The sequence below is a fragment of the Pseudomonas sp. NA-150 genome, assembly GCF_044336365.1.
Lineage (GTDB): Bacteria > Pseudomonadota > Gammaproteobacteria > Pseudomonadales > Pseudomonadaceae > Aquipseudomonas.
Window position 1 is genome coordinate 6,191,009 of the sequence record NZ_CP172305.1, and the last position, 25,396, is coordinate 6,216,404.

Consider the following 25,396-nt stretch of genomic DNA (forward strand, 5'->3'; position numbering starts at 1 on the left):
CTCCTACAGGTGAAAGCTTTTTACTGGCGGCGGATTTTTTCGACGATCGCCGTGGTTGAGCTGTTAGCAACCAGCCCCAGGACTTTCACCTTGCCGCCATACGCCTGAACGATCTCGGCACCAACCACTTGATCGATCCCATAGTCGCCGCCTTTGACCAACACGTCTGGCTTGACGTGAGCCAGCAGGTTTTCCGGGGTGCCTTCCGGAAAGCTGATCACCCAATCCACCGCACCCAGCCCAGCCAGAACCGCCATGCGTCGGTCAACGCTGTTGATCGGTCGACCAGGCCCTTTCAAGCGGCTTACAGACGCATCGTCGTTGACTGCCACGATCAACCGGTCGCCTTGAGCCCGCGCCTGCTCCAGATAGGTCACATGCCCCGCGTGCAGGATGTCGAAGCAGCCATTGGTGAACACGATCGACTCTTTGTGCGCCCGCGCATCGTCGATGGCCAGCAGCAACTGATCGAGGCTCAGTACGCCGCGCTCGGAGCCTTCTTCACGCTGGATCGCCCGGCGCAATTCAGGCGCGCTGATCGCCGCTGTACCCAACTTGCCAACCACGATGCCGGCAGCCAGGTTGGCCAGCGCCACGGCGTGCGGCAGTTCTTCGCCCGCTGCTATCGCCGCAGCCAGGGTAGAAATCACGGTATCGCCGGCGCCGGTGACGTCGAACACTTCACGAGCACGGGCAGGCAAGTGCAGCGCGGGATGATCACGACGCAGCAAGGTCATGCCATGCTCGCCACGGGTCACCAGCAAAGCCCCCAGATCCAGCTCGGTCATCAGCTGTGCGCCTTTGGCGACCAACTCCGCCTCATCGACACAGTGGCCAACGATGGCTTCGAATTCGCTGAGATTCGGCGTAATAACGCTGGCGCCACGATAGATGGCAAAGTCCTTGCCTTTCGGATCGGCCAGTACCGGGATACCCCGCGCACGCGCCGCCTGAATCAGCACTTGATGGTTGCGCAACGCGCCTTTGCCGTAATCGGACAGCACTAGCACCTTGATGCCATCGAGCATGTCTTCGACTTCAGCACTCAAGGCCAGGGCATCGGTGGCGAACGGTTCTTCGAAATCGATACGCAGCAATTGCTGGTGACGGCTCATGACCCGCAGCTTGACGATGGTCGGCTGGTGCGCGATGCGCTGAAAACGCGCCGTCACGCCGGCGGCCTTCAGGCTATTGGCCAGACTGTCGGCGGCCTCGTCTTCCCCGGTTACACCGACCAGTGAAGCTGGCGCGCCCAAGGCAGCAATGTTCAAGGCAACGTTGGCGGCACCGCCCGGACGATCCTCGATTTGCTCGACCTTGACCACTGGCACCGGCGCCTCCGGTGAAATCCGCGAGGTGCCGCCATGCCAATAGCGGTCGAGCATGACATCGCCAACCACCAGCACAGGCGCTTGATCGAAACGCGGCATGGACAACTTCATCGAACAACCCGTAACTAGAATGAACAAGAGCGGAATCTTAGCACAGGGTTGGCTTGTCACCATGTGTGACCGATGGCGAGGTATTTCAGGAATGTAGGAAATTTCAGGGAGACCCATAACCCTGTAGGAGCTGCCGAAGGCTGCGATGCCGTCAGCCGGAAGGCCGTTCCGGCCTTATCGCAGCCTCCGGCAGCTCCTACAGGGTTACGTCGGAAGAATCAGGCGATACCGGCCGTCACCGGTTCATCCAGACCCAAGGCATTCAACCGGGCGTAGTAGCCGTTCTGCGCCAGCAGCTCGGCATGGGTGCCGCGCTCGACGATGGCGCCCTGGTCCATAACCAGAATCATGTCGGCCTTTTCGATGGTGGACAGACGGTGGGCGATGACCAGGGTCGTCCGACCTTTCATGACCTGATCCAGTGCCGCCTGAATGTGTCGCTCGGACTCGGTATCCAGCGCCGAGGTAGCTTCGTCGAGGATCAGTAGCGGAGCGTTCTTCAGCAAGGCACGGGCAATCGCCAAACGCTGACGCTGACCGCCAGACAGCAGCACGCCATTCTCGCCGACCTGGGTGTCGAAGCCCTCTGGCAGTTGCTCGATGAACTCCTTGGCATACGCATCGGCGGCCGCGGCTTCGATATCAGCTCGCGGGGCACCTTGAAGATCACCGTAGGCGATGTTGTTGGCCACGCTGTCGTTGAACAAGGTTACGTGCTGGGTCACTTGTGCCACGTGCCGACGCAGATTACGCAGGCGGTACTCTTCGACTTCGACCCCGTCGAGGTAAATGCCACCGGTTTCGTGATGGTAGAAACGCGGAATCAGGCTCGCCAGGGTCGACTTGCCACTGCCCGAACGCCCCACCAGAGCGATCATCTGCCCAGGTGCGGCAGTGAAGCTGATGTCTTTCAATACCTGACGCTGAGTGCCTGGGTAGGTAAAGTTCAGGTTACGCACTTCCAGATGACCGTTGACGCGCTCACGCTCGACGGTGCCGTTGTCGATTTCCGACTCTACGTCCAGTTGCTCGAAGATGCTTTCCGCGCCGGCGACACCCTTCTGGATGGTCGAACTCACTTCCGACAACTGACGAATAGGCTTGGGCAACAGACCAGCCGCCGTGATGTAAGCCACCAGATCACCCGGCGTCGCATCGCCACGCAGCAGCAAAACGAGGAACATCAAGGCTGCCATGGCGCTGTAGATCACCAATTGCAGCATCGGCGTATAGACCGCGCTGGTCTTGTTCATGCGCAGTTGCTTCTCGGTATTGCTTTCACTGGCGTTCTTGAAGCGCTGTTCTTCGTAGTTCTCGCCGCCGAAGCTGCGGACCACGCGATACCCCTGAATGGTTTCCGACGCGACATGGGTCACATCGCCCATCGCCACCTGGATCTTTTTGCTCTGCTTGCGGAATTTCTTGCTGGCACTGCCGACCATCAAACCAATCACTGGCAGAATCGCCAGCATGACCAGCGTCAGGTGCCAGTTCATCCACAGCAGGTAGCCGAACAGGAACACCACGGTCAGCCCCTCACGGATCACGGTTTTGATCGCGTCAGTGGCGGCGCCGGTGACCATGGTCACGTTAAAGGTGATGCGCGAAATCAGATGACCCGAGTTATGGGTATCGAAGTAGCGGTTGGGCAATACCAACAACTTGTTGAACAGTTCGACGCGCAGGTCGTGTACCAACCCAAGTGAAACCTTGGCCAGAAAGTAGTTACCCAGGTACGAACCAAGACCCTGCCAGGCCGCGATCAAGACGATCAGCAGCGGCACCGCCTGCAATAACTGCAAGTGTTTCAAATACGGCACGTTGGGAAATAAGGCCGCTTCGGGATTACTCAAACCATCGACAAAGTACTTGAGAATGCCGGCCAGCATGGGCTGGGTCGAAGCAAAGATCACAAACCCGAGAATACTGAGTAGAAAGATGCCGGCGTAGGGCATCACATAGGTCAGCAGTCGGAAATAGATTTTCAGACTGGAAGGTTCGCTTTGTTCTGGCTTGCTCATAGTCATCGGTACGGAAAAGAGAGCCGGAATACTATCACAGCCCGGCGCCATTAAACCCAAAGCCTCCGGGTGGGTTATGATGGCCGCCATTTTTGAAGGAGCCGGCATGCGCGCACTTGCTTACGACGACTATTTAGCCTTACGCGAAGGTGCACAAGTGCTAGAGGCAGATGTCTTCGGCGACAAGGTGCTGCGCCTTGTGGACGGTAACTTCATGAAGTTATTTCGGCGCAAGCGACTGATTTCATCTGCCGCGCTGTTCCCCTACGCCAAACGCTTTGCCGATAACGCGCTGGCATTGAAGAAGCGTGGCGTGCGCTGCCCAAATACGCTAGAGATTTATCGGATCGCCCATATTGCGCGTGACGTGGTGCATTACGAACCACTGCCCGGAGAGACACTGCGCCAGCTGATTACCGACCCGACGCGCGACAATGATCAAGAACTGCTCAAGCGCTACGGACATTTCGTGGCGGAACTGCATAACCAGGGGATTTACTTCCGCTCGCTACACTTGGGCAACGTGGTGCTGACACCGGATAACGAGCTGGGATTGATCGACATCGCCGACCTGCGGATGATGCGTGCCCCCCTGCGTAAAAGCATGTGCCTGCGTAACTTCCAGCATATGCGCCGCTATAAGGTTGACCATGCCTGGCTACTTCAAGAACAGGGCTCGTTGTTCTTCAATAGTTATAGCCAGCACAGCACCCATCACTGGGCGCCCGACACCTTTGCCAAGAGCTTGGCACGCTCAGACTGAGCGCGCCGCTCCGCGAGTGGCTTTGACTGCTTCGACTTTGCCCAGGCACAAGCACAGCAGGAACGGCACCCACACCACCATCCACATCGCCCGCGCACGCCCAAACAGCGTGAACACGTCGAATTGCAGCGCGACGGTGGCGAATACCCAGCCCATCAACACCGCCATGCCCAGCGCCTGATTGCGATAGCGCCAGGCCCGCGCACCCGCCCAGCTCCAGCAAACCAGCCACAGCGCCGTGAAAGGCACACCGTATTGCACTGCGGTATCCAAGATGAAGTTGTGGCAGTGGTCGAAGATCTCGCCACCGGCGCTGACCGCATAAGTGCCACTCAAGCCAACGCCCGCCCAAGGATGTTGCTGGATAAGCGCCAGTGCGCCCTTGATCAGTTCCAGTCGCTCGGAATCACCTCGTTGCAGTAACGAAGGTTCCAGCAGAAACAACGCCCCAGCCGCCGCCAGCAGGGAAAGCGCTATCCAGCGATACGAGCGATGTGTCCCGGCCAGCATCACTACGCAGGCTACGGCTATCAACGACAGCAGGGGGCCACGGCTGCCGGTCATGATGACAAACGCCAGGGAGCATGCCTGCAAAAACGCCCACACCAGTCGCGGAGCATTGCGTTGCGGCCACCACGTGCAGCTGAGCACCAACAGGAAGCCAATGGTGTAACCCGCCGGGTTGGGGTTGTCCATGAAGCTGCCGAACCCAATGATTCGTTCCAAGTGGCGAATCGGATACGCGATCAGTGCCACCAGTGAATAGATGCCCGCCATCCCGCCCCAAATGATGAGCAGGGTCTGCAGTTGCCGGTTGAACACCCGCCCCCAGACGACCCAGCCAAGCACCATAGACAACAAGAGCAACTGACGTTTGACGATGACCATATGACTTTCGTCGCCATTACTCCAGCGCAGGGATATCAGCGCCCAGACGAACAGAAACAGGAAAAGCCACAGCTGAGGCCGACTTGTCAGCGTTGCGCGCAAGTCACCGAAGCGGGCGATCAACAGGCAAATCGAAGGAAGATAGACGAAGGCTGCAATCAACCAGATGTAGAACTTCATGGAAGGGGTCAGCAGCACACCACCGACACTCCAGAACAGACCGAAACCCAGCAACAGGCCGGCAACACCGTACTGCCTCATTGTTGCCAGCAATTGCATCTGGAAATCCGAAAAGCCGCCTATGAAATCACCGGATTGTTGAAGGTTGCGACTCACCGAACACCCTTACCCTTATTGAATTTGAAAATGAAATGCCTGAAGCGTTTCCACGTCAGCCGATCCCAGCGATAGATCGGGATGCTTGCAAACAACCCGTAGGCAAAGGCCTTGTCAGTGACGACTGACTCTTTCAAGGCCTTGTTGATGACCGCCCGCTTGGCCAACGCGTAGGCCGGTCGATCTTTATACGCCTCTATGACCTGCAGGTCATACGTCAGTTGGCTTTTGTATTGCACCTTGGAAATATTGGTGTCGTGGCGACGGTACAACGTCACGAAGTCCGGCAGGATGTCCACACGGTAATCCTGAAACGCTATCTTCAGCGTCATCTGGAAATCCTGAACCTTGATCAGCGGATCGTAACCGCCCACCCTGTCGATTGCTTCGCGCCGGTACATGGCAACCGGGGCGCCGATGGCGTGTGCATCGGCCAGCAACTCATCGAACGTCCAATGCTCTACACGGGCATGTTTCGACACCTTGCTCTTGGTGGGATTGCCATCAGAGTCGATATAGATAACCTGCGCCCCGAGCAAACCGACTTGCGGATGCTCCTGCAGATAGTCGACCTGGCGGCGGATACGCCCCTCGAGCATCACGTCGTCCGAGTCGTGAGTGATCACATACTCGCCCTTGGCGTAGCTCAAGGCGGTGTTCAATGCCGCACTGACACCCTGGTTGTCCTGCTGATAAAACTGGAAACCATAAACCTGGCGCAACGCCTCGATTTTTTCGGCACTGGCGTCGGTCGATCCGTCATTGATGACGATCACTTCGAAGTTGTCGTAATCCTGCCGAAGAATGCTCAACAAGCATTCCTCTATATAGCGCTCGTGGTTAAAGCACGGCACCAGGATCGAAACCAGAGGCCATTTCATGTCTACATTCAATCCGTCGTTTCCCACAACTGCATCCATTGCCGTCCCGGTTCCAGGTAGCGCTCCTTCATCGAAGCAGCATCCGTCTCGACGACCACGCCAGTCAAATTCAATTGATATAGCTCATTCAGAAGAGTTATTACAGTCACAGATCAAACTCCCAGCGTTTTACGCACCCGCTCCAGCCAGTTCGGCGGGGCGGACGGACGAAGCTCAGGCTCAAGCTCTTTAACGACACGTTGGCCGATGGCCGCAAATCCAAACTGCGACACAGCAAGGTTTCGGCCGCTGAGGGCAATACGTGAGGCCAATTGCGGATCGGCGCGCAGCACCGCCAGCTTCTCCTGCAATTGCGGGATATTGCTATAGAACACCACGTTGTGCATATCCTGCAGTCCCAACGCCCGGTTCTCTGCTTCACCCTGATCGAACGCCAGCAGCACGCAACCACAGGCTATGGCTTCGAAATTCTTGATCATGTATTCGCCCATGCCGACATCGGCACTGACGAAGAAGCGAATCCGGTTCAGAGTGTCGCAATATTCCTCACCAGACTGAGTCCGGGTCACTATCAGGTTTTCAACCTGACCCAGTTCATCGAGCAAGGCTTTGCGTCCGCTGTAGGCAACGCTGTTGGTGCTTCCGACAAACGCGAGCTCGATATCCCGCTCGCGGCCCTGGTCCGCCAACAAACTCTGGTCATAACCTTTGGGAACGAACACGGCATCGAAGCCTTCTTCACGCAGACGTTCACTGACCATGTACCCCGAACTGATCACCCGCGCCCACGGCAGCTTGCGGTAATGCGCGCTGAACTTGCCGGTGTATTTGCAGGGAATGTAGTTCTGGTAGGCATCATGCTCGAGGATGACCAGATTAGGGACCGTGCGAATGAACGCGACCTGACGAATTTCTTGCTTGAAGCGCAGGAAAAAGACGATGCGATCGTATCGAGTGACATCCACTTCGCGACGAAAGTAGCCGCGCAGATTACGCTGCTCATCGGAACTCAGCCAACGCAGGTCGCACTCGCAATGGGCGGCGATACCTTCGTAGAGCCGATCAAGGATGGCTCGCTGTTCCTTTTGCACCAAAAATAGAACTTTCAATCGTTTTCCTCGCAGCCCAGGGCTTGCAGAATCAAAGATCCCTGCGCCAGAACAATTCGTGTCGACGAACAGCCTTTCTAAAAAATTCGTTCTCACCTTCAGCTGGCCAGCGGCGCCCGGCCAACAGTTGCTGCAACCAACGGCGCAGGCGACGCTTGAACGGTGCCGGCGGCTGCAGGTCGTGCATCATGCCCAGCGCCATCGCCTTGTCACGCTGCACGGACAGTGGCAGTTCGAGGCTGTAGGGCGTCAATTCCTGCGTAGCGTCAAACAGCGGCGGCAAACTAATGCCGCTGTAGGCATTGCCCATCGGCCAACGGTCATTGTCATGCAGGTGATTGGCATAGCCAAGAATCACCGAGGGCTGCCACTCCAACCCGACCAAAGCTTCCAGAACCGCGGCCTGCGCAGCGATGTGATCCGGGTGAGGATCGATGGTTGCATGGGGCATAACCAAAACCTGCGGACGAGCTTGCAAGAGCAATGCCCGTAAATCGGCCAGCAGGTTATTCCAGGTCGGTGCGCCATCGGCGTCACCCGGCAAGGTCATCGGATTGAACTGACGGAATAAACGAGTATCGCTCATGTCCGCTTCACGGGAGGCGAAAGGCTGACCTGGTGCGGCCTGCATCGCAGGGAGTTGCAGGCAGAAATAACCAAGCTGCACGCACTGTGCTTCCGGCACACCACCCCAGCGCGGCACCGCAATGCTGTCCCAGGCACGCAGACGGCCTTTTATTCGCGCAGCTTCGGCGCGATCCATGCCCATCTGCTGATAATGCTCGGCTTCGATTTCGCCGGCGGTCAGAGTCACGATCCAAGCGTCATCGGCCTGACTGTAGAGACTGAACGCCGCCAGCTCGGCATCATCGGCGTGGGGCGCGATCACCATGACGCGTTGACGTCGGGCGTCCGAATGGCGAAACAACCACAGCGTTGGCTGACCTTGCACCCGGCAAAAACGGCCGCGAACCCGCAGGTTGCCACCCGCCAATGCCTGACCCAAACCGGTCAGATTCAGGTAACGCACACCGTCGACACCACGCTCGAAGCTCTGACAGTCACGCAGTTGATCACTGACCAGTTCAACGCCGGGATCGAGAAAGCGTCCCAGCCACGAGCTTTTGATCTTCAGCGCCAGCACCAGAGTTTCATCGCCCGTCAGGTCGAGAGGATCACCGAGTCGCAGTGCCTCACCGTTGAGGCGCACGTTCGGCACTTCGCTGTCGGCCGCAAAGCGGTACAGATAATCGTCTTTCGGCGAATAGAACAGGTGATCGGCAAACCAGGCTTCGTGAGCAACCCAGCCAAGGACGGCCAACAGCAGCGGCAGCCACCAGGTCACCAACACTCCGATCACGATCAACAACACGAGGCCAGCCAACAACGCCAGGCGCTTGTGGCGGCGATGGCGCTTGAGTAATTCTTGCTTGCGGCTCATACCTGATACACCGGGACGGGGTTGCACCACCGATCCTTGTACTCGCGATCGGCGCGACCGAAAGAAAAGCGCAATGGCTTGCTCATCGCCCGCGCGTGCTCCCAGGCACTCTGGGTATTGAGAAAACTGAGAACGCTGCCGGGGCTGAAATCGCGGGTCTCGGGATCAACACCGCCGTTGATGTATTCGACGCTGATCCATTCCGGCGCTTCAACCCGATACACCAGTTGAATGGCGATGGGCGCGTCATTGAGAAACACCACCGAACCGATCAACAGCTCGCGCAACAACTCGATCACGTCGGCCATGCGTTCGGCACCGGTCGCGGGAAAGCTCCAGCGGCGCTGGAACAGATCGCAATACATGCTCGCCAGCTCAGCGCTGGTGAAGTCGGCCACCGGCCGCACCACGCCGCCCGCTTCTTCCAGCAGGCGCAATTCGCGGCGCTGGTTGTAGCGGAATTTCTTCGACAGCTCTTCGGGTGTGCGAGCCATGGCCAGCGACTCAGACTGAGGCTTGAGGGTACTGACACGCCCCTCATGCAGCGCTGACAGGTAGCGCGCGCGATGACGCAATGGAACCTGTGCGCCTGCGGCTACGGGCAGAATCAGCTCGGCATTGCCCAGATCGAACAACCCCTTCTTGCCCTGCTGTTTCAGCACGTCCTTGGACAGCGCGAGCGAACGACCCCAGGTCGGGATCGCTGCTTGCAACTCGCCGTTTTGCTCCCAACCCAAATAGCGCACCGGGATCTCGGCCAGACCGGCGAGTCGTTCGATCACCAGAGGATGGGTCGCAACACTGCCGCCAAAACGAGCCCAAGCCTGAGCATAGGAAGACGCGTCAATCTCGGTCCAGCCACGTTCACGCCAGCCTCGGAATCGGTTGAGCATTACGACTCCGCGATCAGGCTGGTAACTTGCGGCAGGTGCCAGAACACATCACGTACGGCTTGATCGGAAAAACGTTCGTGCAAACGCAGCAGCATCAACTCGGCGCAATCTTCACGCTGCTGACCATCCAGCTTCGCCAGATGACCAAGCGCCTGGGCCAAATGTTGTTCATCGCCCAGCGGGAACAGAATGCCGACACCCTCGACCACTTCCTTCGCCCCACCCGCAGCGGTAGCCAGCAGCGGAACGCCGGCGACCATGGCTTCGAGTAAAACCATGCCGAACGGCTCATGATCCGAACTCAGGGCGAACACATCGAACGCCTTGTAGTAGCGACGCGCCTCTGGCACTTGGCCGAGGAACGACACACGCGAACCGATACCCAGCTCCATCGCCAGTTCTTTGAGGTCTTGCTCAAGGCGGCCTGTGCCGAGAATCACCAACTCGCTGTTGGCGGGCAGGGTCGGCAACGCCTGGGCGAAACCGCGCAGCAACGTCGCCTGGTCCTTATCCGGGTGCAGCCGTCCGACGTTACCGACGACCCAGGCCGACGATGGCAGCCCCAGCTCTTCACGCGCTTTGACTGCGGGCAATTGAATCGCTCGCAGTTGCTCGACGTCGATGCGGTTGTACAGGGTCTGGATACGCTCGGCTGGCCAGCTCGGCAGGCTTTTGCGCATGTCGTCACGTACGGCATCGGACACGCCCAGCAGACTCAGACGCTTACGAAACAGATGCGCGAACAGCTTGCGGGTACGGCGCTTGTAGTCACCAAAGGCATGATGTACGCCAATCACCGGCAAGCGGGTCGCCAGCAGGGCGATATACACCGGCTTGAAGCGGTGAGCGATACAGAAGCTGAAGTTACGCGTGGCGACTATCTTGCGCAGATCGCGGATCGCCCCCAGCTTCAGGCCACGAATGGCCTTGGAGCTGTATTCGAGAAACAGCACTTCATCCGAGGCACAGCCTTGGGCGACCTCGGAATCGGCGGCACCGGTCAGGAATACCGTGGTAACCCGGTAGCCCTTGCCGGCGAACAGGCTGGCGTATTGCCGCGCGCAGTCGAGAAACGGCCCGTCATAGCCGTGGCAGAACTGCAGCACATGACGCTCAGCCGAACGTGTCATAAGCGTTTACGCCCTCTTTGAGCACCAGAATGTCTTCCATGATCAGGTACTCCAGATCAGAGCCGAAGAACATGTTCAGGGCATCGGTCGGCGAGCAAATCATCGGTTCGCCGCGACGGTTGAGCGAGGTGTTCAGCGACACGCCGTTGCCGGTCAGGACTTCCAGCGCTTTCATCATGTCGTAGTAGCGCGGGTTGTACTTGCGTTCCAGCACCTGGGCGCGGGACGTACCGTCCTCGTGGACGACTTCCGGCACGCGGGTCTTCCACTCTTCAGCCACTTCAAAGGTGAAGGTCATGAAGGGTGCCGGGTGATCGATCTTGATCATCTGCGGGCCGACGGTGTCGAGCATCGACGGGCAGAAAGGCCTCCAGCGCTCGCGGAACTTGATCTGTTCGTTGATCCGGTTGGCCACGCCAGGAATGCTCGGGCAACCGATGATCGAACGACCGCCCAAGGCGCGCGGACCGAACTCCATGCGCCCCTGGAACCAGGCCACCGGATTGCCTTCGACCATGATCTTGGCGATGCGCTCCGGGGTATTGTCGATCTGGCGCCAGACCGGCTTACTCGGGTGACGCGCGCAGGCAGCGATCACATCTTCGTTGCTGTACGACGGGCCGAGGTAGACATGTTCCATCTTCTCGACCGGCACGCCGCGCAGGTTGGAGACGTAGGCTGCAGCGCCGACCGCAGTCCCGGCATCGCCGGACGCCGGTTGCACGAACAGCTCTTTGACTTCCGGACGCGCGATGATTTTCTGGTTCAGCTTGACGTTCAACGCGCAGCCGCCGGCATAGGCCAGCTTGCCGGTTTCCTTGAGGATGTCGCCCAGGTAGTAATCCATCATCTGCAGCGCGATCTTCTCGAACAGCGCTTGAATACTGGCGGCGTAGTGGATGTACGGTTCGTCGGCGATATCACCTTCGCGCTTCGGACCCAGCCACTCGATCAGTTTCGGCGAGAAATAGAAACCCTTGCCCTTCTCTTTATAACGACGGAAACCAACCACGTTGGCGTAATCGGTGTTGATCACCAACTCGCCATTGTCGAAGCTGGCCAGGCGCGAGAAATCGTATTTGCTGGCATCGCCATACGGCGCCATGCCCATCACCTTGAATTCGCCGTCGAGCATTTCGAAGCCGAGGAATTCAGTGATCGCGCCATACAGGCCGCCCAGCGAGTCCGGATCGAAGAACTCTTTGATCTTGTGGATCTTGCCGTTTTCGCCGTAGCCGAAGAACGTGGTGGCGTACTCGCCCTTGCCGTCGATGCCCATGATCGCGGTTTTTTCTTTGAAACCGGAGCAGTGGTAAGCACTGGAGGCGTGCGCCAGGTGGTGCTCGACCGGCTCGATCTTGATTTTTTTCGGATCGAAGCCCAGTTGCTCAAGGCAGAACACAATTTTGTTGCGATAGCGTTTGTAGCGACGGTTGCCCATCAACAGCGCGTCGAGGGCGCGGTCCGGGGCGTACCAGTACCGCTTGGCATAATGCCAGCGGGCCTTGCCGAAAATGCTGATCGGGGCAAATGGAATCGCCACCACGTCAACGTCCGAAGGCTTGATGCCCGCTTGCTCCAGGCAGAACTTTGCCGACTCGTACGGCATGCGGTTCTTTGCGTGCTTGTCGCGAACGAAGCGCTCTTCTTCGGCGGCCGCAATCAGCTTGCCGTCGATATACAAGGCTGCAGAAGGATCATGGCTAAGGGCGCCGGACAGGCCAAGAATCGTCAATGCCACTGGGGTCTCGCCTCTTTAATCTGTATGCAGGCGGCAAGCGCCTGGGAAAAATGTGCCCTCGCACAAGGCGCGAGGTGCAGCTAAAGGGCGGGATTATAGCGTAATGAGGCTGTATGTGGTCGGTGCTGATACGGACGGCCAGCAACACTTTCAACAACTATGTAACGCCCAGCCTGGAAGGATTTTGATTGAGTGATCCCTGACTCATTGAGTCTGCGACTCTTAACCAGGACCTAAATCACCATGCCGACACCGACACCGCCCTCAACCCCACTGACCCGCCTGAACCAGCTCGCCACGACACTGGCGGCAGAACTCAAGCTCCTGCCCGATGCACAGGCAAGTGGAATCCAGGACTTCCTCCAGCCACTCGACACAGAACAGCTGCTGGCTGCCACCCGGCGTCTGAACGACGCGATCGGCCAATACTGGCAGCACGCCAACGCTCGCGGCCTGCCTCGACGCAAGACGTTCATCAGCGCAATGGAACAAAGCCTGCGCGATGAAGTGGCATTGAAGGTCCTGGATCGTGTACTGAGACCGGAATACCTGCAATGCCTGCCCGACACCGATGAGGACGTCAGCAGCGAGGTGACCGCCTACTCCCTGCATTTGCATCTCGACGAAGACTTCGCGATCGAGATCACCGCAGCGCTGGCGTTCACAAACGACCAGGGCCATACCCTGCTGTCGATTCCCGGCTATGGCGTCGAAGGCTATGCGTCACAAAGCCTGATGCGTGAGGCGTTGAACCAGTGGTTCAACGACACGCTATTGCGCAACGAGCTAATCCGAAACGCTGAGCTACGTCATCAGGATGCGCTGTTCGACATCGAGAACGACTCGGATGTGTTTCTGGAACCTGTCGCCCCGCACCAGTGGCAGCTGCGACCGATTATCGAAGCGCCGTTCAAGCACGCCTTCAGCCGGCAATTGGACAAGCAGCGCGAAGACATCAGCTATGTCCTCGGCGAAGGTCGCCAGCGTCTCGACGACTTGCAGCAATGGCCGCTCCAAATCGAGAAGGCCATACAGATGCCAGCGCTGTTCGGACCGGCAGCCGCACTTGCGCTGCGCGAGGCCTATCTCGAGCACCGCAAACAACGTCGAGCGTTACCGGACTGGATCAAAGGTGTCAGCGCCCACGAACTCCAGAAGTATCTCAAAGCCCTGCATGACTACGAACAAACCCGCGCGGCTCTATCCAGCTTGCTGGGCGGTGCCGACTCGCCGGAGCAGTTCGCGCGTATCCGCTTGCGCGCCCGGATTGCCAACGATCTGGGGTATGACCTGGACCCGGAACAACTGACCATCACCACCCGACGCCCCTTGCCCCGGACCGGCGAAAGCTACGAGTCCGAACGTACATTGCCAGCGCTGGCCCTTTACGGCCTGCATCACGACGACCTGACGGCAGGCTCCGACTTCGAGCTTCACAGCCACCTTAGTCTCGATGGCCAGCCACTGGGCTCGGCCTACCCGCTCCTCACGGCAACCTATATCGGTGCCCTGATCAATGAACTGGAATTGCGCACCCACTTCGGGCCTTTCCAACGCGAAGTCTACGGCGCGCCACAAACTCAGCGGATGATGCGGGAAGTGATTCGACTGCAGCTGATCGCCGAAGCGCATGCCGCGAAACTGCAAAATCACATCACCGATGATGACTTCAAATTGATCCAAACGCTGGACCCGCTGGCCTATAACGTAAAAGGCGGCGTGAGCACCCAGCAGTTGAAACTGAACCAGCGCGACATCCTGAGCGAGGTGCTGTTGTTTCGCAAAGAAGATGCACAAGGCAATCTTGAACGCCTCGTGCTGTTCACCCCGGGCCTGCCAGGCGCACCAGTGTTCGAGGGCTTCGACAACGAGCGACAACTGCTGCATAAAGTAGTGGCCTGGAGCGCCTCAGCGCAAAACAGGCAGTACGTTTTACAGCAGGTAAGCCCTGCCCAACGCGCACCGCTGGAAGAACAACTGCTCAAGCTCAGCGAAAAAGCCCAACCTGCCGCCGACTTCCTGAGCTTCGTTACCCAACCCAGCTATGACGAGACACTGCGCAAGCGAGTGACCACGCGTATCGGCGTCATCCTCGCGGAGCACAACGTGCACACCCCGGACTGGTATCTCAAGGCCAGTGTCCAACAGCGCCGAGAGCTGGTCGCGCTGGAGGACGCCATTACCGGAGCCAGCGACAATTACAAGAAAAAACCCCATACCCACGTTCAGGATTTTGAGGATTACGTCCACCGGCGCGCGACCGAGAAAATCAGCGCACTGCTGGGCGTCGCCGAAGGCACTGTCGACCCTGACCGCATCATCATCAAGTCGCCGCGTGAAACCCTGACCTATACCCGACTGCTGCGCGACGGCTATGACGACAGCATCGGCTTTCTCAACGGCAGTCTCGCGAACGAAGCAACGTTCAGCGGCCCAGAAGGCGTCAACGTGCGACCGCTAACTGCACAAAATGTCTCTCTCTCCGTCCGCGGCACCTGGGTCGCCGATACTTATGTGGCGCGGCTCAAAAGCACGCTGCTCAATCCAAACAACGAGGATTACGCTTACCGACGACGCACCAGCCTGCTCATTACGCAACTACAGATGCGGGCTGCCAGCCTGCGCAGCCTGCTCAAAGGCCACATTGATGAGCAACAGCACCGTTGGCTCAACGCATCCATCGAACACATGCACATCAACAACCCGGACACCCGCCAACGTTACCCGATCTATCCCCTGCAATTCAGCGTGAATTCGCTGATCGCGACCACCGGATTACCTGCGCTCGACCACGAACTGAACCATGTGATTGACGTTCTGCCCAGCATTACCGACCTGGAAACGGTTCAAGGTTGCTACATCCTGACGCCGGACCAAAGGCGTGATTCACGACGAGCGCTGCTGTACACCCCTCAAGCGCCGGACGGCTTTGAATTGCGTGCCTTTGATCGCTTCATCGACACCCTCAAGGCCGAAGGGATGAGCGATTACTACAAGGATCGCTGCCGTATCAAGATCAACAGGACATTGGCGTTCTTTCTAGCCGACATGAAGAAAGACGACCGAACCAGCACGCCACCGATCTTGCCCACAACCCCCCACGCCAATCTGTACGACATCTGTTTCGATCGGATCATCCAACGCAAAATTCGCAACGTTGAAGACACCACGACCGGCCGCAACGACATGCTTTCCAAAATAATCTGGAACGGTATTGAACTGGTCGCCATCGCCGTGACACTGCCGTTTCCCGTCGCAAGTTTCGCCGTAGGCGCTGCACTGGCTTTTCGCGACAGCCTGCTGGCACTGCAAGCATTGAACGAGGGGGATCGTGAAGCGGCGTACTTTTATGTGCTCAGCTCCACGCTGAACAGCCTCGGCGCCTATGGCGACCTGCAGGCCGGCTTCAAAGGCTTCGGCGTTGCATTGCAGCACCTGACTCGCAACGCCGGAAAAAACCCGGCCATCAAGGCGGCAAAACAACTGCAACTCGCACCGCCTCCTGCTGCGGAGCTACGGGCAATAACCCTGTTCGATGAACCGTTCGTAGCCGGCAAACCGAACGCTTCGGGTTATGCCCCCCTGTATCGCCGAAGCCTTCACGACCCAGAGGAACTGATCGGCACCGGGCAATTCACCGGGCAAGACATCACTGGCGCCTGGCAAGGTCTGCACCGCGAAACAGACCGCGCACTGCCGACAACCCGGTTGACCGCCAATCCTTCGTATGCGGTGAATCAATCACTGAGCGGCACCACACCTATCGCGAGTGGCTACGCTCAGGGCGTGACCTTAATCAATGGCGGACACTACATCCCGTTGGACGGGCTGGTGTTCCAGGTTCATTACAACGCCCGAATGGGTTTCTGGAACATCGTCGACCCCGCCAATCCCTATGCTTTCTTTGGCAAGCAACCCGTGCATTTCAACGCCAAAGCCGAATGGGAAGTCCTCGATGCACTGAAGCTGCGTGGCGGGGTTCGTCCCAGGTTTCGCCCCCTCGCCGAAGACTCGATCCCAACGCGCGGCGCGTCAACCGCAACCACCAGCGCCTATGAAATGCCGGAGCAGATGCAGCCTTATCTGTTCGGCATCGTGGATCGCAGCAAGGCAGAGCCTTTCATCAGTTACGGCCCGGGACTCGATGAGTACTTTGCCGATATTTTTGAGGCTGGGCGTAAAATCTATGAGCCGCTGCGTGAAAACCTCTATCGCGATGCCGACGTATTTTTTGCCAACGCTCCTCTAGCGGTTCGCCCCGACCTCCCGCCGTTGGACGAGATCACAACCGCCGACTCGCTGATCAAAAGCATGCTGGGACAAACCAACGGCATGGTCGTCAGCGAAGCCCCTGCCTCCATCGCCAGCAAACAGTTCCTGATCGACAACATGGCGCGCCTTGCCGAACAGAACGTCGAAATCCTCTACATCGAACATCTGTTCACCGACCAGCACGTACGCAAACTGTACAAATACCAAATGCTGGGCAACAAAACCAAAAGTGGATCGCACCACATCAAATACCATCTGGGCGAAGTCAACCACGGCGCTTTGAACAACCTCAGTGACAAATACGATTACTACCATTTGATTAAGGCAGCGCATCGACATGGCATCCAGGTAAAGCCTCTGAATTCAAGTGTCAGCTACAACTTCGCCAACCAGCAGGTAATGGGAGGTTTGGGCGATCAACTGGCAGCACAAAAGATGTCCACGTTCTTCGGCTCCAGTGTCATTGATGCCGATATCGCAGCAGATCCGGCACGCCGCTGGGTTGCACTGCTTGACCATAAAATCGCCACTTCCCATGATCGCCTGCCAGGCATTGCCGAGTTGAAGGGAGTACTGAGTGTCCGCGTAGAAGACGTCGCGAGCAGCCAGCCATTACGCATCAGCCGCGATGCAGGTAAATCGCTGCCGGGTGGCCTCGTAACCAAGGCCGACTTCAAACTGGAAATGGCCAACCCGCTGATCGCCGACGCACCTGCCGCCTCCGCAACCACCGTCGTCAGCCGAACCCAGGCGCTGGACGATGCCCTGTTTCACCAATTGACCGGACAATCCTTTTTAAAGCGAAGCGTGGAGCCTGGCACCTTCAATCTGGTCGAGCAGCACCGAGGGTTTCCTAACCCGTATGCAGGCGATCATGGCTTCAAATTGGACGCCGCAGGTCGCTGGCAACGCGCCGACGCCAGCAGTTGGAGCGACGATTTGCCGCAAACCGCCATTCAACAATCACTTGTTGACCCGAACTACCAAATGCCTGTCGAGCTCAGGGCTTCTTTCCTCGAACTGGAAAAGTTTCATCGCATGGCGCTCTCTTCAGACCACATGATTCTGGAGCCGAAATGGGCTAAAACGCGGGAGACTTTCTTCAAACAACGAAACCGCTTGCAGCGGGATGCACGCGCGGTCATTTCAGGCGATGTGCCAGAACGTCCGGTTTTACCTGAGATTGATCCGAACACGCCCGTGCCAGCGTTTCTGGACCGTCTCTACGAGGAGGTTTCTGGCGTTGTGATCGGCGAAGCGCATTTCTCGATAGCGAGCAAAAAACTCATCATCGACAACATGGAGCACTTGTCCGGGCAAAACGTTAAAACCCTGTACATGGAGCACCTGCTGACAGACTTCCATCAGGCTGACCTTGATCGTTTTGCCGACACCGGCTTGATGAGCAAACAGCTGCTGCATGATCTCAAAGTCCTGGATAGCGGGCACCACACCGATCCCTCTGGGGTCTACACCTTCGAGAAACTGGTGATCAAGGCACGGGAGCATGGCATCGAAGTTCGTGCCATCGATTGCTCGGCAAGCTATCACTTGAAAGGCATGTCCACCCAAGCACCGACAACGCGCCAGCAAATGATGAACTTCTTTGCGTCACGCACCATTCGCCGCCATCAGGAGGTAGTGGGGTCCCACAAATGGATCGCTCTGGTGGGCAACACACACGCCAACATGCACCAGAAAATCGTGCCAGGCATCGCCGAACTCGAAGGCGGGATTGGCATTCGCGTTACTGACGCTGGCCCCGGTCAGGGCAGCGGACCGGCAGTAGACGCCGGTGAGCTCATACGTCACAGATTAGGGACCGGGGAAACATTCCTGAAGGGCGACTACCACCTGGCGATCGAGACCCGCGACGCACCCATCGCAGTGCCTGCCAAAGGACCACTCCTGGCCGGGGCAGTCGCAGCACCACTACCGATAGAGGCTCGGCTGTACAACCGAGGCATGTTCACTATCGATGATTCTGTGCCCGGTAAACCGGTCCTCATTCATCGTTCCAGGAGTAACGAGATTCAATACACACTGGTGCAGTCCACCCGCAAAGGCCAGCTGTACATTGACCGCGAATCATGGGAATTCATCCATCTGAGTCGCTTCGACACGCTACAGGCGATGGTTCAGGGACTTAAAGAGATGGGGATGGTCCACGTGGGTTAAGTTTCGGTTCAGGCTTCGACTCTGCGCCGAATCCTGAACTCACTCTGCCGACTTTGGCAGGCGCTGCTCCAGCAATTGGTGCAGCGCGCTTTCTGCGGGCCAGTTGCGCATGAACCGTGCGCGGTCCTTGGCGAATGCAGGCGCAAAGGACGATGTCGAGCCGTGCTGACACATGGAATCGAGATCGATCAACGCCCAGCGATTCTGCTGCCAGAACACGTTATGCCCCTTCAAATCACCATGGCTGATGCGCTCACGCAGCAGCTGCGCGAACAATAGATCCAGCGCCTGTAGCTCATCTTCCGGTGCATTCCCCGACGCCACATAAGGGGCAAAACGCTCGATGATGTCCGGCCCCGGCAGGTACTCGGTCACCAGATAGGCCTTGCTTCGCAGCCAGAAGCAGCGCCGCTCCAGCAACGCCAAGGGTTTGGGCGTAGCAATGCCGAGAAACGCCAGACGATTGCCTTCGCGCCACGAATGCCAGGCCCGGCTCGGACGCCAGAAGCGCTTGAGCCAATGGGCAAAATTCTTGATGTTGTAGCGCTTGATCACCAATGGCCGACCGGCCACTTCCACGCGCCCGACGCTCGCCGCGCCTCCGGTTTTATACAAGTGGCTCTGATCGAGCAGCACATCCGCTTGCGCCAACACCGGCGTCATTGCCGACTCTTCTTCCCGACGGATCGCGCGCAGGCCAAAGGCGCTGTCCTTGACGCTGAACAGGCTGCACTCGCGCCCGATCTTGCTCAGGAAGTCTTTCAACCGCCAGTTACGGGTCTTGTCGATGTGCTTTTGCAAGGCTTCCAATGGCAAAGCATGCTCGCCATTACTCAACAAGTAATGGACCAATAATTCTTCGGTAAACGGCTCCAGTGCTTTCGGCAACTGGGCAAAAAACACACCGAGGTTTTCCAGCACGCGATTGCGCGACAATGGCTTGCCGGCCTGCTCGACGCGAATCCCGGCACCGTCGATCAAATACAGCTGGCCGTCCTTACGCAGCAGGTTGTCCAGATGCAGGTCTTCTTGCCACAGGCCTTTGCTGTGCAATTGCGCGATGGCCGTCAGCGCCTCGGCCAAGACCGTTTGCTGTTCATCGGCCAGAACCGGCAATGGTTCGACAGCGGCCCAGGCCTCGCCCAGGCTTTGCGCCGATTCAAGAAACTCGAACAACAGCCAACCACCCTCGCCTTCTTGCAGGCCTTCGGCCAACAGCAAAGGCGTGGTCATACCTTGATCGGCCAGCAGGTGCACACCGTCGCGCTCGCGCTGAAAGTGCCGCGCGGCCTTGGCGCCCACCAACAATTTCGCCAACACGGGACGCCCGCGCCAGACCCCGGCACCGACATAGCGCTGCCCCGGCAACACTCGCAACAAGGTCAGCAGCTGCAACTCGGCCGGGCCGGCGGCATCCGCCAACACCAGACTGATCGGCAGCGTCGGCGTACGCCCGGCTGTTTTCAGTTCAGACAGACGCATCAACGAACCTCTTTATGCTGACTGCGTTTGTCCAGACGCCGCCACCAGCTATCGACCAGCCCGCTGTCGACCGACGCTTGCGTATAGGTTGCCAGTAACTCGCGAACCTCGGCTTCGCCCCACTGCGGCGCTCGACGTAGCAATGGCTCAAGATCCTTGACTCGATCACGCCAGCCAAACAATGCCGGTCGGGTTTTTTCCAGACCGATCAATTGGGCCACATAAGCCCCCGAACGCGAACGCAGAAAGATGTGTTTGGGGTAAAAACAGCCATGCACCTGCCCGGCCGCGTGCAGCGTGCGCGCCAGTTGGCCACAGGCCTGCAGAATGGCCAGGCGCTGGTGCGCCGTCAGGGTTGGCCATTGTTGCAACAGGCTGTCCAGGTCGGTCCAGCTATCCAGTGCGCGGGTCATCAGAATTGCCCGAAGATCGCCGTCGACATTGCGCTCGCCGTAATACACCGCCTGCAACGCCGGTATCCCCAGGGTCAAGTAGCGACTGATGTTGCGAAACTCGCGAGAAAACGACGGTTCGCCAAACGGCCGATGCAGGGTACGGGTCAGGTAATTGCTCTGGCGTTTGAGGTAAAACCCCGAGCCTTCCAGCTCCAGGCGAAACACACTGCTCCAGCCACCACGTCCGGTATTCGGCTCGTCCACAGCATTCATCTGCACGTCCCACAGCGACTCGAAGTCAGCCAGGCCATGGCGTTCCAGCAACCCGCGTTCGGCTGCCGCGATGAAGTCACTCATTGCCGCCCCTCAACAAAGCCGCTCAACGTCCCACCCACCATCAGAGTGCGTCCCCGTAACGCTGCTTGCGCGCGTACAGTTTGCTGGCCTTGGCTTCCAGCCAGGCGAGCAAGGCCGACTCTTCTGCCATGACCTGACGCAAGGGTTTCTGGAAATAACCACAGAGGAACCGCCACTTGTCGCGTTGGGTCAGGCCGATGTCCAGCGCCGAAAAATACAGCGCGGCCAGGTCTTTATTGCGCCAGCGCAGCGTGATCGCCTTGCGGGTCTGGGCGCGATGCAGGTCAATCAAGGACAGCTTGAAGTCCTCGGCCGTGACCGGCTTGTCGGTGTGCAGCAGGAAATGGCAGATGTAGCAGTCCCGGTGATTGACCCCGGCGCGGTGCATCATGCCAGTCATGCGCGCGACTTCAGCGATCAAGGCGCGCTTGAGCAGCGGCTCGGGCGGCTCCTGACGCCAATGAATGCTGAAGTCTTCCAGGCTGACGGTTGGCGCCAGCTCTTCGGTGACGATGAACGAGTGCTGCGCTGCCGGATTATTGCCGCGCTCGCCGTAAGCCACGCTGGTCATGGTCGGCACGCCGATTTCGGTCAGGCGATTGATCGCTTTGAATTCTTGCCCGGCACCCAGCACCGGCAACTTGGCGGTCACCAGGTTCTTCGCCACTTCGCCCCAACCAATGCCCCGGTGGATCTTGACGAAATAGCCGCGTCCATCGACTTCGGTACGCAATGTGCGCCGACCTTCGAGTTCGCGATAGACTTGACCTTGCAGTGCCTCGACTTCGTCGAACGCATCGCGCCCGGCCCAGAGGCTTTTGAAAGGCTCAGCGAGGATTAATTTCATCCGTGGTGCTCCGCCAGAATCACATCGGCCGCGTGCTGCGGCATGCTGTAAAGGTCCGCCGTGTCGGCGAACGCCAGACCGTGCGCGCTCCAGGCCGCACGTGCCGCATTGTCCGCGAGCATGTCGGCAAGGTATTGATTGAGCTGCGCCTGATCGAATGGATCGTCCAGCACCCGGCCGCAATCGGCCTCGGCAATGTAATGCGCGTAGCCACAGACCGCACTGACCAACACCGGCAAGCCCGCCACCAATGCCTCGAGCAAAACGGTACCGGTGTTTTCGTTGTACGCCGGGTGGATCAGCAGGTCCGCGCCCAACAGGAAGCGCGGAATGTCGCTGCGTCCCTTGAGGAACTGCACCTGATCACCGAGCCCCAGCGTGGCGCTCTGCACCTGGAATACTTTAGGGTCGTCCTGGCCGATGACGAACAGTCGTGTGCGCTTTTTCAGCTCCGACGGCAACGCCGCCAGTGCCTTGAGGCTGCGGTCGACGCCCTTGGTCTTGAACCCGGAGCCGATCTGCACGATCAGCAGTTCATCGTCCTTCAGGCCAAACTCCTTGCGGAACTCGGCGCGAATTTGCGGCGCTTCGGGCGGCGCGCGACGGTCCTGACCAATGCCGGGCGGCAGCAGGTGAAAACGCTGCGACGGGGTGTCGTAGTGTTTGACGAACAGCGGTTGCTGCACCTCGGAAATCATCAACACTTCGGTTTTCGCCTGTTTGGCGAACACCGCACGCTCATAGGCGGCGAAGTGGCGATAGCGACCCCAACGACGATACAGCCCATTGCGCAAAGTTTGCGCCTTGTCTTCGAAACAGCCATCGGCGGCGTAGTACACGTCCAGACCCGGCATTTTATTGAAGCCGACCAGACGATCCACCGGGCGCTTGGCCAGATCAGCCTCGACCCAGACGGTGAGTTTTTCATAGCGCGTGTGGTTGAACAACGCTTTGACCGGCACCACCACCAGTTCAAAACCGGGCGGCACCTCACCCTCCCAGGTCAGGGTGTAGACGCGAATCTGATGACCGCGTTGCTGACACTCCAGCGCGATGCGCATGAAGTCACGTTGCAGGCCGCCAAACGGGAAATATTTGTACAACACAAAAGCCAATTGCATCAGCCAGGTTCCTTTGCCAGCAACAGCGTGCCCAGTTGGCTCGCTACTCGCTCGGGATTCAGGCGAGTGAAGCACAGTGGCCACTCGCGATTCATATCGAACCGATGCTGATCGTCAGCGGTCGGGCGATAGGTGCATTTCTTTTGCAGGCACGGCGCACAGGGGAAATCACTGGCGATATGTAATTGCGACTTGCCATAGGCACCGGTCAATACCGGATTGGTCGGGCCGAACAGCGACAAGGTAGGAACGTCCAGCGCCGCAGCCAGATGGCCGAGCCCGGTATCCACCGCGACACAGGCTGAAGCACCCGCCAATTGCCTGGCAACGCCGGCCAGGTTGAGCTTAGGCAGTACCACTGCATTATCCAGACCCTGGGCAATACGTTCGGCGCGGGCCAGTTCGGCCGCGCTGCCCCATGGCAGACGTACCTCTATGCCCCGTGCGCCCATGCGTTCGGCCAGTTGTCGCCAGTAGAACTCCGGCCAGTGTTTGGTCGCCCACGTGGTGCCGTGCAAAAACAACACAAACGGCTTATCCACAGGCGCATCCAACAGGCGCGAACGATCAAGTCCGTAGTCGCCCATGCCTTCCGGCACCGCATAGCCCAGCGCTTGCGCGAACAACTGACGCGAGCGATCCACAGCGTGCTGTTCGGGACTGACCGTGCAATGACGGTCATAAAACTTACTGGCTAACGGCTCGCGGGCCGAAGCCCAGTCCAGGCCCACGATTGGCGCCTTGACATAACGGGTCAGCCAGGCACTTTTCACCAGCCCCTGAGCGTCGATCACCATGTCGTATTCGGCAGACCCCAGACGCTGCTTCAAGCGGCGCCATTCGCCGTTCTTCAGAGTTTGCCAGAGGTTTTTGCGCCAGCGGCGGATGGCCACCGGGATCACGTTGGCCACCGCCGGGTGCCAGGACGGAATCTCGGCGATGCCTTCCTCGACTACCCAGTCAAATTGTATACCCGGCACTGCTCGGGCAGCGTCGGTCAACGCCGGAAGCGCGTGAATCACGTCTCCCAGCGAGGAGGTTTTAATCAGCAAGACCCGCAATTCAAGCAACCTCGACCGGCGTGCCGCCCAGGCGGTCAAGCGCCTCGACCACAGGTTTGGGGTCTAGCTGGCGCAGGCAGTTGTAGTGACCAAAACGACAGGTCCGGTCGAAACACGGACTGCATTCGATACCCAGCCGAACAATCTCGACATGCTCGGCCAGCGGCGGTGTAAAGCCGGGCGAGGTCGAACCGTAGACCGCCACCAGCGGCCGATTGAGCGCCGCGGCGACGTGCATCAAGCCTGAGTCGTTGGAGACCACGGCGTCTGCGCACGACATCAAATCGATCGCTTCGGCCAGCGACGTGGCGCCGCTGAGGTTTACCGATTCTTCGCGCAGACCGGGGATCAATCCATTGCGGATACTTTCGCCGACTGCATGGTCATTTTTCGAACCGAACAACCAAACCTGCCAACCTTCGCGGACCTTGGCCTCGGCAACCTTGGCGTAATGATCGGCTGGCCAGCGTTTGGATTCACCGAATTCGGCGCCTGGGCACAGGGCAAGTACCGGTCGATCCAGGGCCAGGCCGAACTTCTCCAGCGCCGCGGCGCGGGTCGCCGGGTCGATTTGCAGTGACGGGCGTGGATAAGGGCGAGGCAGCTCGGCGCCCGCGTCATAGGCCAACGCCATGAAACGCTCGATCATCAACGGCAGGCGCTCTTTATCCAGCGTGCGCACGTCGTTGAGCAGGCCGTAGCGAAACTCGCCGCGCCAGCCAGTGCGTTTGGGGATACCCGCGAAGAAAGGCACCAGTGCCGACTTCAATGAGTTCGGCAGCAGAATCGCCTGGTCATACTGCCCCTTCAGCGATTTGCCGATCCGGCGACGGGTTGCCAGGTCCAGCACGCCATGGCCGAGCGGAAAGCTCAAGGCCTTGCGCACTTCGGGCATGCGCTCAAGAATCGGGCGGCTCCACTCCGGTGCCAACACGTCGATTTCACACTGAGGATGACGCTGCTTCAGACACTGGAACAGCGTTTGCGCCATCACCATGTCACCGACCCAGCTTGGTCCTACGATCAGAATTCTCATGT

Annotated in this window: 17 protein-coding genes; 2 read left to right on the forward strand and 15 right to left on the reverse strand. The window is 58.7% G+C overall.

The window, feature by feature from the left end:
* Window positions 1-20: 20 nt before the first annotated feature.
* Together hldE and msbA are read right to left on the reverse strand one after the other, a co-directional pair.
* Window positions 21-1,442: a bifunctional D-glycero-beta-D-manno-heptose-7-phosphate kinase/D-glycero-beta-D-manno-heptose 1-phosphate adenylyltransferase HldE gene (gene hldE, locus ACF0H7_RS28965; protein ID WP_397450221.1), complete on the reverse strand. Its 1,422-nt coding sequence runs from the start codon at window positions 1,440-1,442 to the stop codon at window positions 21-23.
* A 218-nt stretch (window positions 1,443-1,660) separates the two neighbouring features.
* A complete protein-coding gene (gene msbA / locus ACF0H7_RS28970) occupies window positions 1,661-3,463 on the reverse strand; it encodes a lipid A export permease/ATP-binding protein MsbA (RefSeq protein WP_397450222.1) in 1,803 nt (600 codons plus the stop codon).
* A 106-nt stretch (window positions 3,464-3,569) separates the two neighbouring features.
* Between msbA and ACF0H7_RS28975 the strand changes: the two genes are divergently transcribed.
* Window positions 3,570-4,226 (forward strand): toluene tolerance protein, encoded by a 657-nt coding sequence (locus tag ACF0H7_RS28975; protein ID WP_397450223.1) that lies wholly within the window; start codon window positions 3,570-3,572, stop codon window positions 4,224-4,226.
* On the opposite strand, the gene ACF0H7_RS28980 is transcribed toward ACF0H7_RS28975, so the two are convergent.
* The 7 genes from ACF0H7_RS28980 to ACF0H7_RS29010 all read right to left on the reverse strand — a co-directional run bounded on the left by ACF0H7_RS28980 (window position 4,218) and on the right by ACF0H7_RS29010 (window position 12,645).
* Window positions 4,218-5,450, reverse strand: a complete 1,233-nt coding sequence (locus tag ACF0H7_RS28980; RefSeq protein ID WP_397450224.1) for an O-antigen ligase family protein — start codon at window positions 5,448-5,450, stop codon at window positions 4,218-4,220. The genes ACF0H7_RS28975 and ACF0H7_RS28980 overlap by 9 nt on opposite strands.
* Window positions 5,447-6,331, reverse strand: coding sequence for a glycosyltransferase family 2 protein (locus tag ACF0H7_RS28985; protein ID WP_397450225.1), 885 nt, complete (start codon window positions 6,329-6,331; stop codon window positions 5,447-5,449). The genes ACF0H7_RS28980 and ACF0H7_RS28985 overlap by 4 nt, the downstream gene beginning before the upstream one ends.
* Before the next feature lie 152 nt (window positions 6,332-6,483).
* Window positions 6,484-7,440 carry a glycosyltransferase gene (locus tag ACF0H7_RS28990; protein WP_397450226.1) on the reverse strand — a complete coding sequence of 319 codons (957 nt, stop codon included), beginning with the start codon at window positions 7,438-7,440 and terminating at the stop codon, window positions 6,484-6,486.
* Window positions 7,441-7,471: 31 nt separating this feature from the next.
* Window positions 7,472-8,881: a PIG-L family deacetylase gene (locus ACF0H7_RS28995; protein WP_397450227.1), complete on the reverse strand. Its 1,410-nt coding sequence runs from the start codon at window positions 8,879-8,881 to the stop codon at window positions 7,472-7,474.
* Entirely contained in the window at window positions 8,878-9,774 is an 897-nt protein-coding gene (locus ACF0H7_RS29000) for an antimicrobial resistance protein Mig-14 (RefSeq protein ID WP_397450228.1), read from the reverse strand. Before ACF0H7_RS29000 ends, ACF0H7_RS28995 begins: the two co-directional genes overlap by 4 nt.
* Window positions 9,774-10,904 carry a glycosyltransferase gene (locus tag ACF0H7_RS29005; RefSeq protein WP_397450229.1) on the reverse strand — a complete coding sequence of 377 codons (1,131 nt, stop codon included), beginning with the start codon at window positions 10,902-10,904 and terminating at the stop codon, window positions 9,774-9,776. The genes ACF0H7_RS29000 and ACF0H7_RS29005 overlap by 1 nt, the downstream gene beginning before the upstream one ends.
* Window positions 10,888-12,645, reverse strand: a complete 1,758-nt coding sequence (locus ACF0H7_RS29010; protein ID WP_397450230.1) for a carbamoyltransferase — start codon at window positions 12,643-12,645, stop codon at window positions 10,888-10,890. The genes ACF0H7_RS29005 and ACF0H7_RS29010 overlap by 17 nt, the downstream gene beginning before the upstream one ends.
* Before the next feature lie 243 nt (window positions 12,646-12,888).
* On the opposite strand from ACF0H7_RS29010, the gene ACF0H7_RS29015 reads away from it, so the two are divergent.
* Window positions 12,889-19,095, forward strand: coding sequence for a dermonecrotic toxin domain-containing protein (locus ACF0H7_RS29015; protein ID WP_397450231.1), 6,207 nt, complete (start codon window positions 12,889-12,891; stop codon window positions 19,093-19,095).
* Window positions 19,096-19,134: 39 nt separating this feature from the next.
* Here ACF0H7_RS29015 and ACF0H7_RS29020 read toward each other — a convergent pair whose 3' ends face one another.
* Genes ACF0H7_RS29020 through waaF form a run of 6 tightly spaced genes read right to left on the reverse strand, consistent with a single transcriptional unit; the run spans window position 19,135 to window position 25,394 of the window.
* Window positions 19,135-20,577 (reverse strand): lipopolysaccharide kinase InaA family protein, encoded by a 1,443-nt coding sequence (locus tag ACF0H7_RS29020; protein ID WP_397450232.1) that lies wholly within the window; start codon window positions 20,575-20,577, stop codon window positions 19,135-19,137.
* Window positions 20,577-21,329 (reverse strand): lipopolysaccharide kinase InaA family protein, encoded by a 753-nt coding sequence (locus tag ACF0H7_RS29025; protein ID WP_397450233.1) that lies wholly within the window; start codon window positions 21,327-21,329, stop codon window positions 20,577-20,579. The genes ACF0H7_RS29020 and ACF0H7_RS29025 overlap by 1 nt, the downstream gene beginning before the upstream one ends.
* Before the next feature lie 40 nt (window positions 21,330-21,369).
* Window positions 21,370-22,176 (reverse strand): lipopolysaccharide core heptose(I) kinase RfaP, encoded by an 807-nt coding sequence (gene rfaP / locus ACF0H7_RS29030; protein ID WP_397450234.1) that lies wholly within the window; start codon window positions 22,174-22,176, stop codon window positions 21,370-21,372.
* Window positions 22,173-23,297 carry a glycosyltransferase family 4 protein gene (locus ACF0H7_RS29035; protein WP_397450235.1) on the reverse strand — a complete coding sequence of 375 codons (1,125 nt, stop codon included), beginning with the start codon at window positions 23,295-23,297 and terminating at the stop codon, window positions 22,173-22,175. The genes rfaP and ACF0H7_RS29035 overlap by 4 nt, the downstream gene beginning before the upstream one ends.
* Window positions 23,297-24,358 (reverse strand): lipopolysaccharide heptosyltransferase I, encoded by a 1,062-nt coding sequence (gene waaC / locus ACF0H7_RS29040; RefSeq protein WP_397450236.1) that lies wholly within the window; start codon window positions 24,356-24,358, stop codon window positions 23,297-23,299. Before waaC ends, ACF0H7_RS29035 begins: the two co-directional genes overlap by 1 nt.
* Window position 24,359: 1 nt before the next feature.
* Window positions 24,360-25,394 carry a lipopolysaccharide heptosyltransferase II gene (gene waaF / locus ACF0H7_RS29045; RefSeq protein WP_397450237.1) on the reverse strand — a complete coding sequence of 345 codons (1,035 nt, stop codon included), beginning with the start codon at window positions 25,392-25,394 and terminating at the stop codon, window positions 24,360-24,362.
* Between the last annotated feature and the right edge of the window lie 2 nt (window positions 25,395-25,396).

Excerpts from the sequence above, each read along its gene's own strand:
- msbA (WP_397450222.1), bottom strand. The coding sequence starts at position 3,463 with ATGAGCAAGCCAGAACAAAGCGAACCTTCCAGTCTGAAAATCTATTTC.
- ACF0H7_RS29000 (WP_397450228.1), bottom strand. The coding sequence starts at position 9,774 with ATGCTCAACCGATTCCGAGGCTGGCGTGAACGTGGCTGGACCGAGATT.
- rfaP (WP_397450234.1), bottom strand. The coding sequence starts at position 22,176 with ATGAAATTAATCCTCGCTGAGCCTTTCAAAAGCCTCTGGGCCGGGCGC.
- ACF0H7_RS28995 (WP_397450227.1), bottom strand. The coding sequence starts at position 8,881 with ATGAGCCGCAAGCAAGAATTACTCAAGCGCCATCGCCGCCACAAGCGC.
- ACF0H7_RS28985 (WP_397450225.1), bottom strand. The coding sequence starts at position 6,331 with ATGAAATGGCCTCTGGTTTCGATCCTGGTGCCGTGCTTTAACCACGAG.
- waaF (WP_397450237.1), bottom strand. The coding sequence starts at position 25,394 with ATGAGAATTCTGATCGTAGGACCAAGCTGGGTCGGTGACATGGTGATG.
- hldE (WP_397450221.1), bottom strand. The coding sequence starts at position 1,442 with ATGAAGTTGTCCATGCCGCGTTTCGATCAAGCGCCTGTGCTGGTGGTT.
- ACF0H7_RS28975 (WP_397450223.1), top strand. The coding sequence starts at position 3,570 with ATGCGCGCACTTGCTTACGACGACTATTTAGCCTTACGCGAAGGTGCA.
- ACF0H7_RS29025 (WP_397450233.1), bottom strand. The coding sequence starts at position 21,329 with ATGAGTGACTTCATCGCGGCAGCCGAACGCGGGTTGCTGGAACGCCAT.
- ACF0H7_RS29015 (WP_397450231.1), top strand. The coding sequence starts at position 12,889 with ATGCCGACACCGACACCGCCCTCAACCCCACTGACCCGCCTGAACCAG.
- ACF0H7_RS29005 (WP_397450229.1), bottom strand. The coding sequence starts at position 10,904 with ATGACACGTTCGGCTGAGCGTCATGTGCTGCAGTTCTGCCACGGCTAT.
- ACF0H7_RS29035 (WP_397450235.1), bottom strand. The coding sequence starts at position 23,297 with ATGCAATTGGCTTTTGTGTTGTACAAATATTTCCCGTTTGGCGGCCTG.
- ACF0H7_RS29020 (WP_397450232.1), bottom strand. The coding sequence starts at position 20,577 with ATGCGTCTGTCTGAACTGAAAACAGCCGGGCGTACGCCGACGCTGCCG.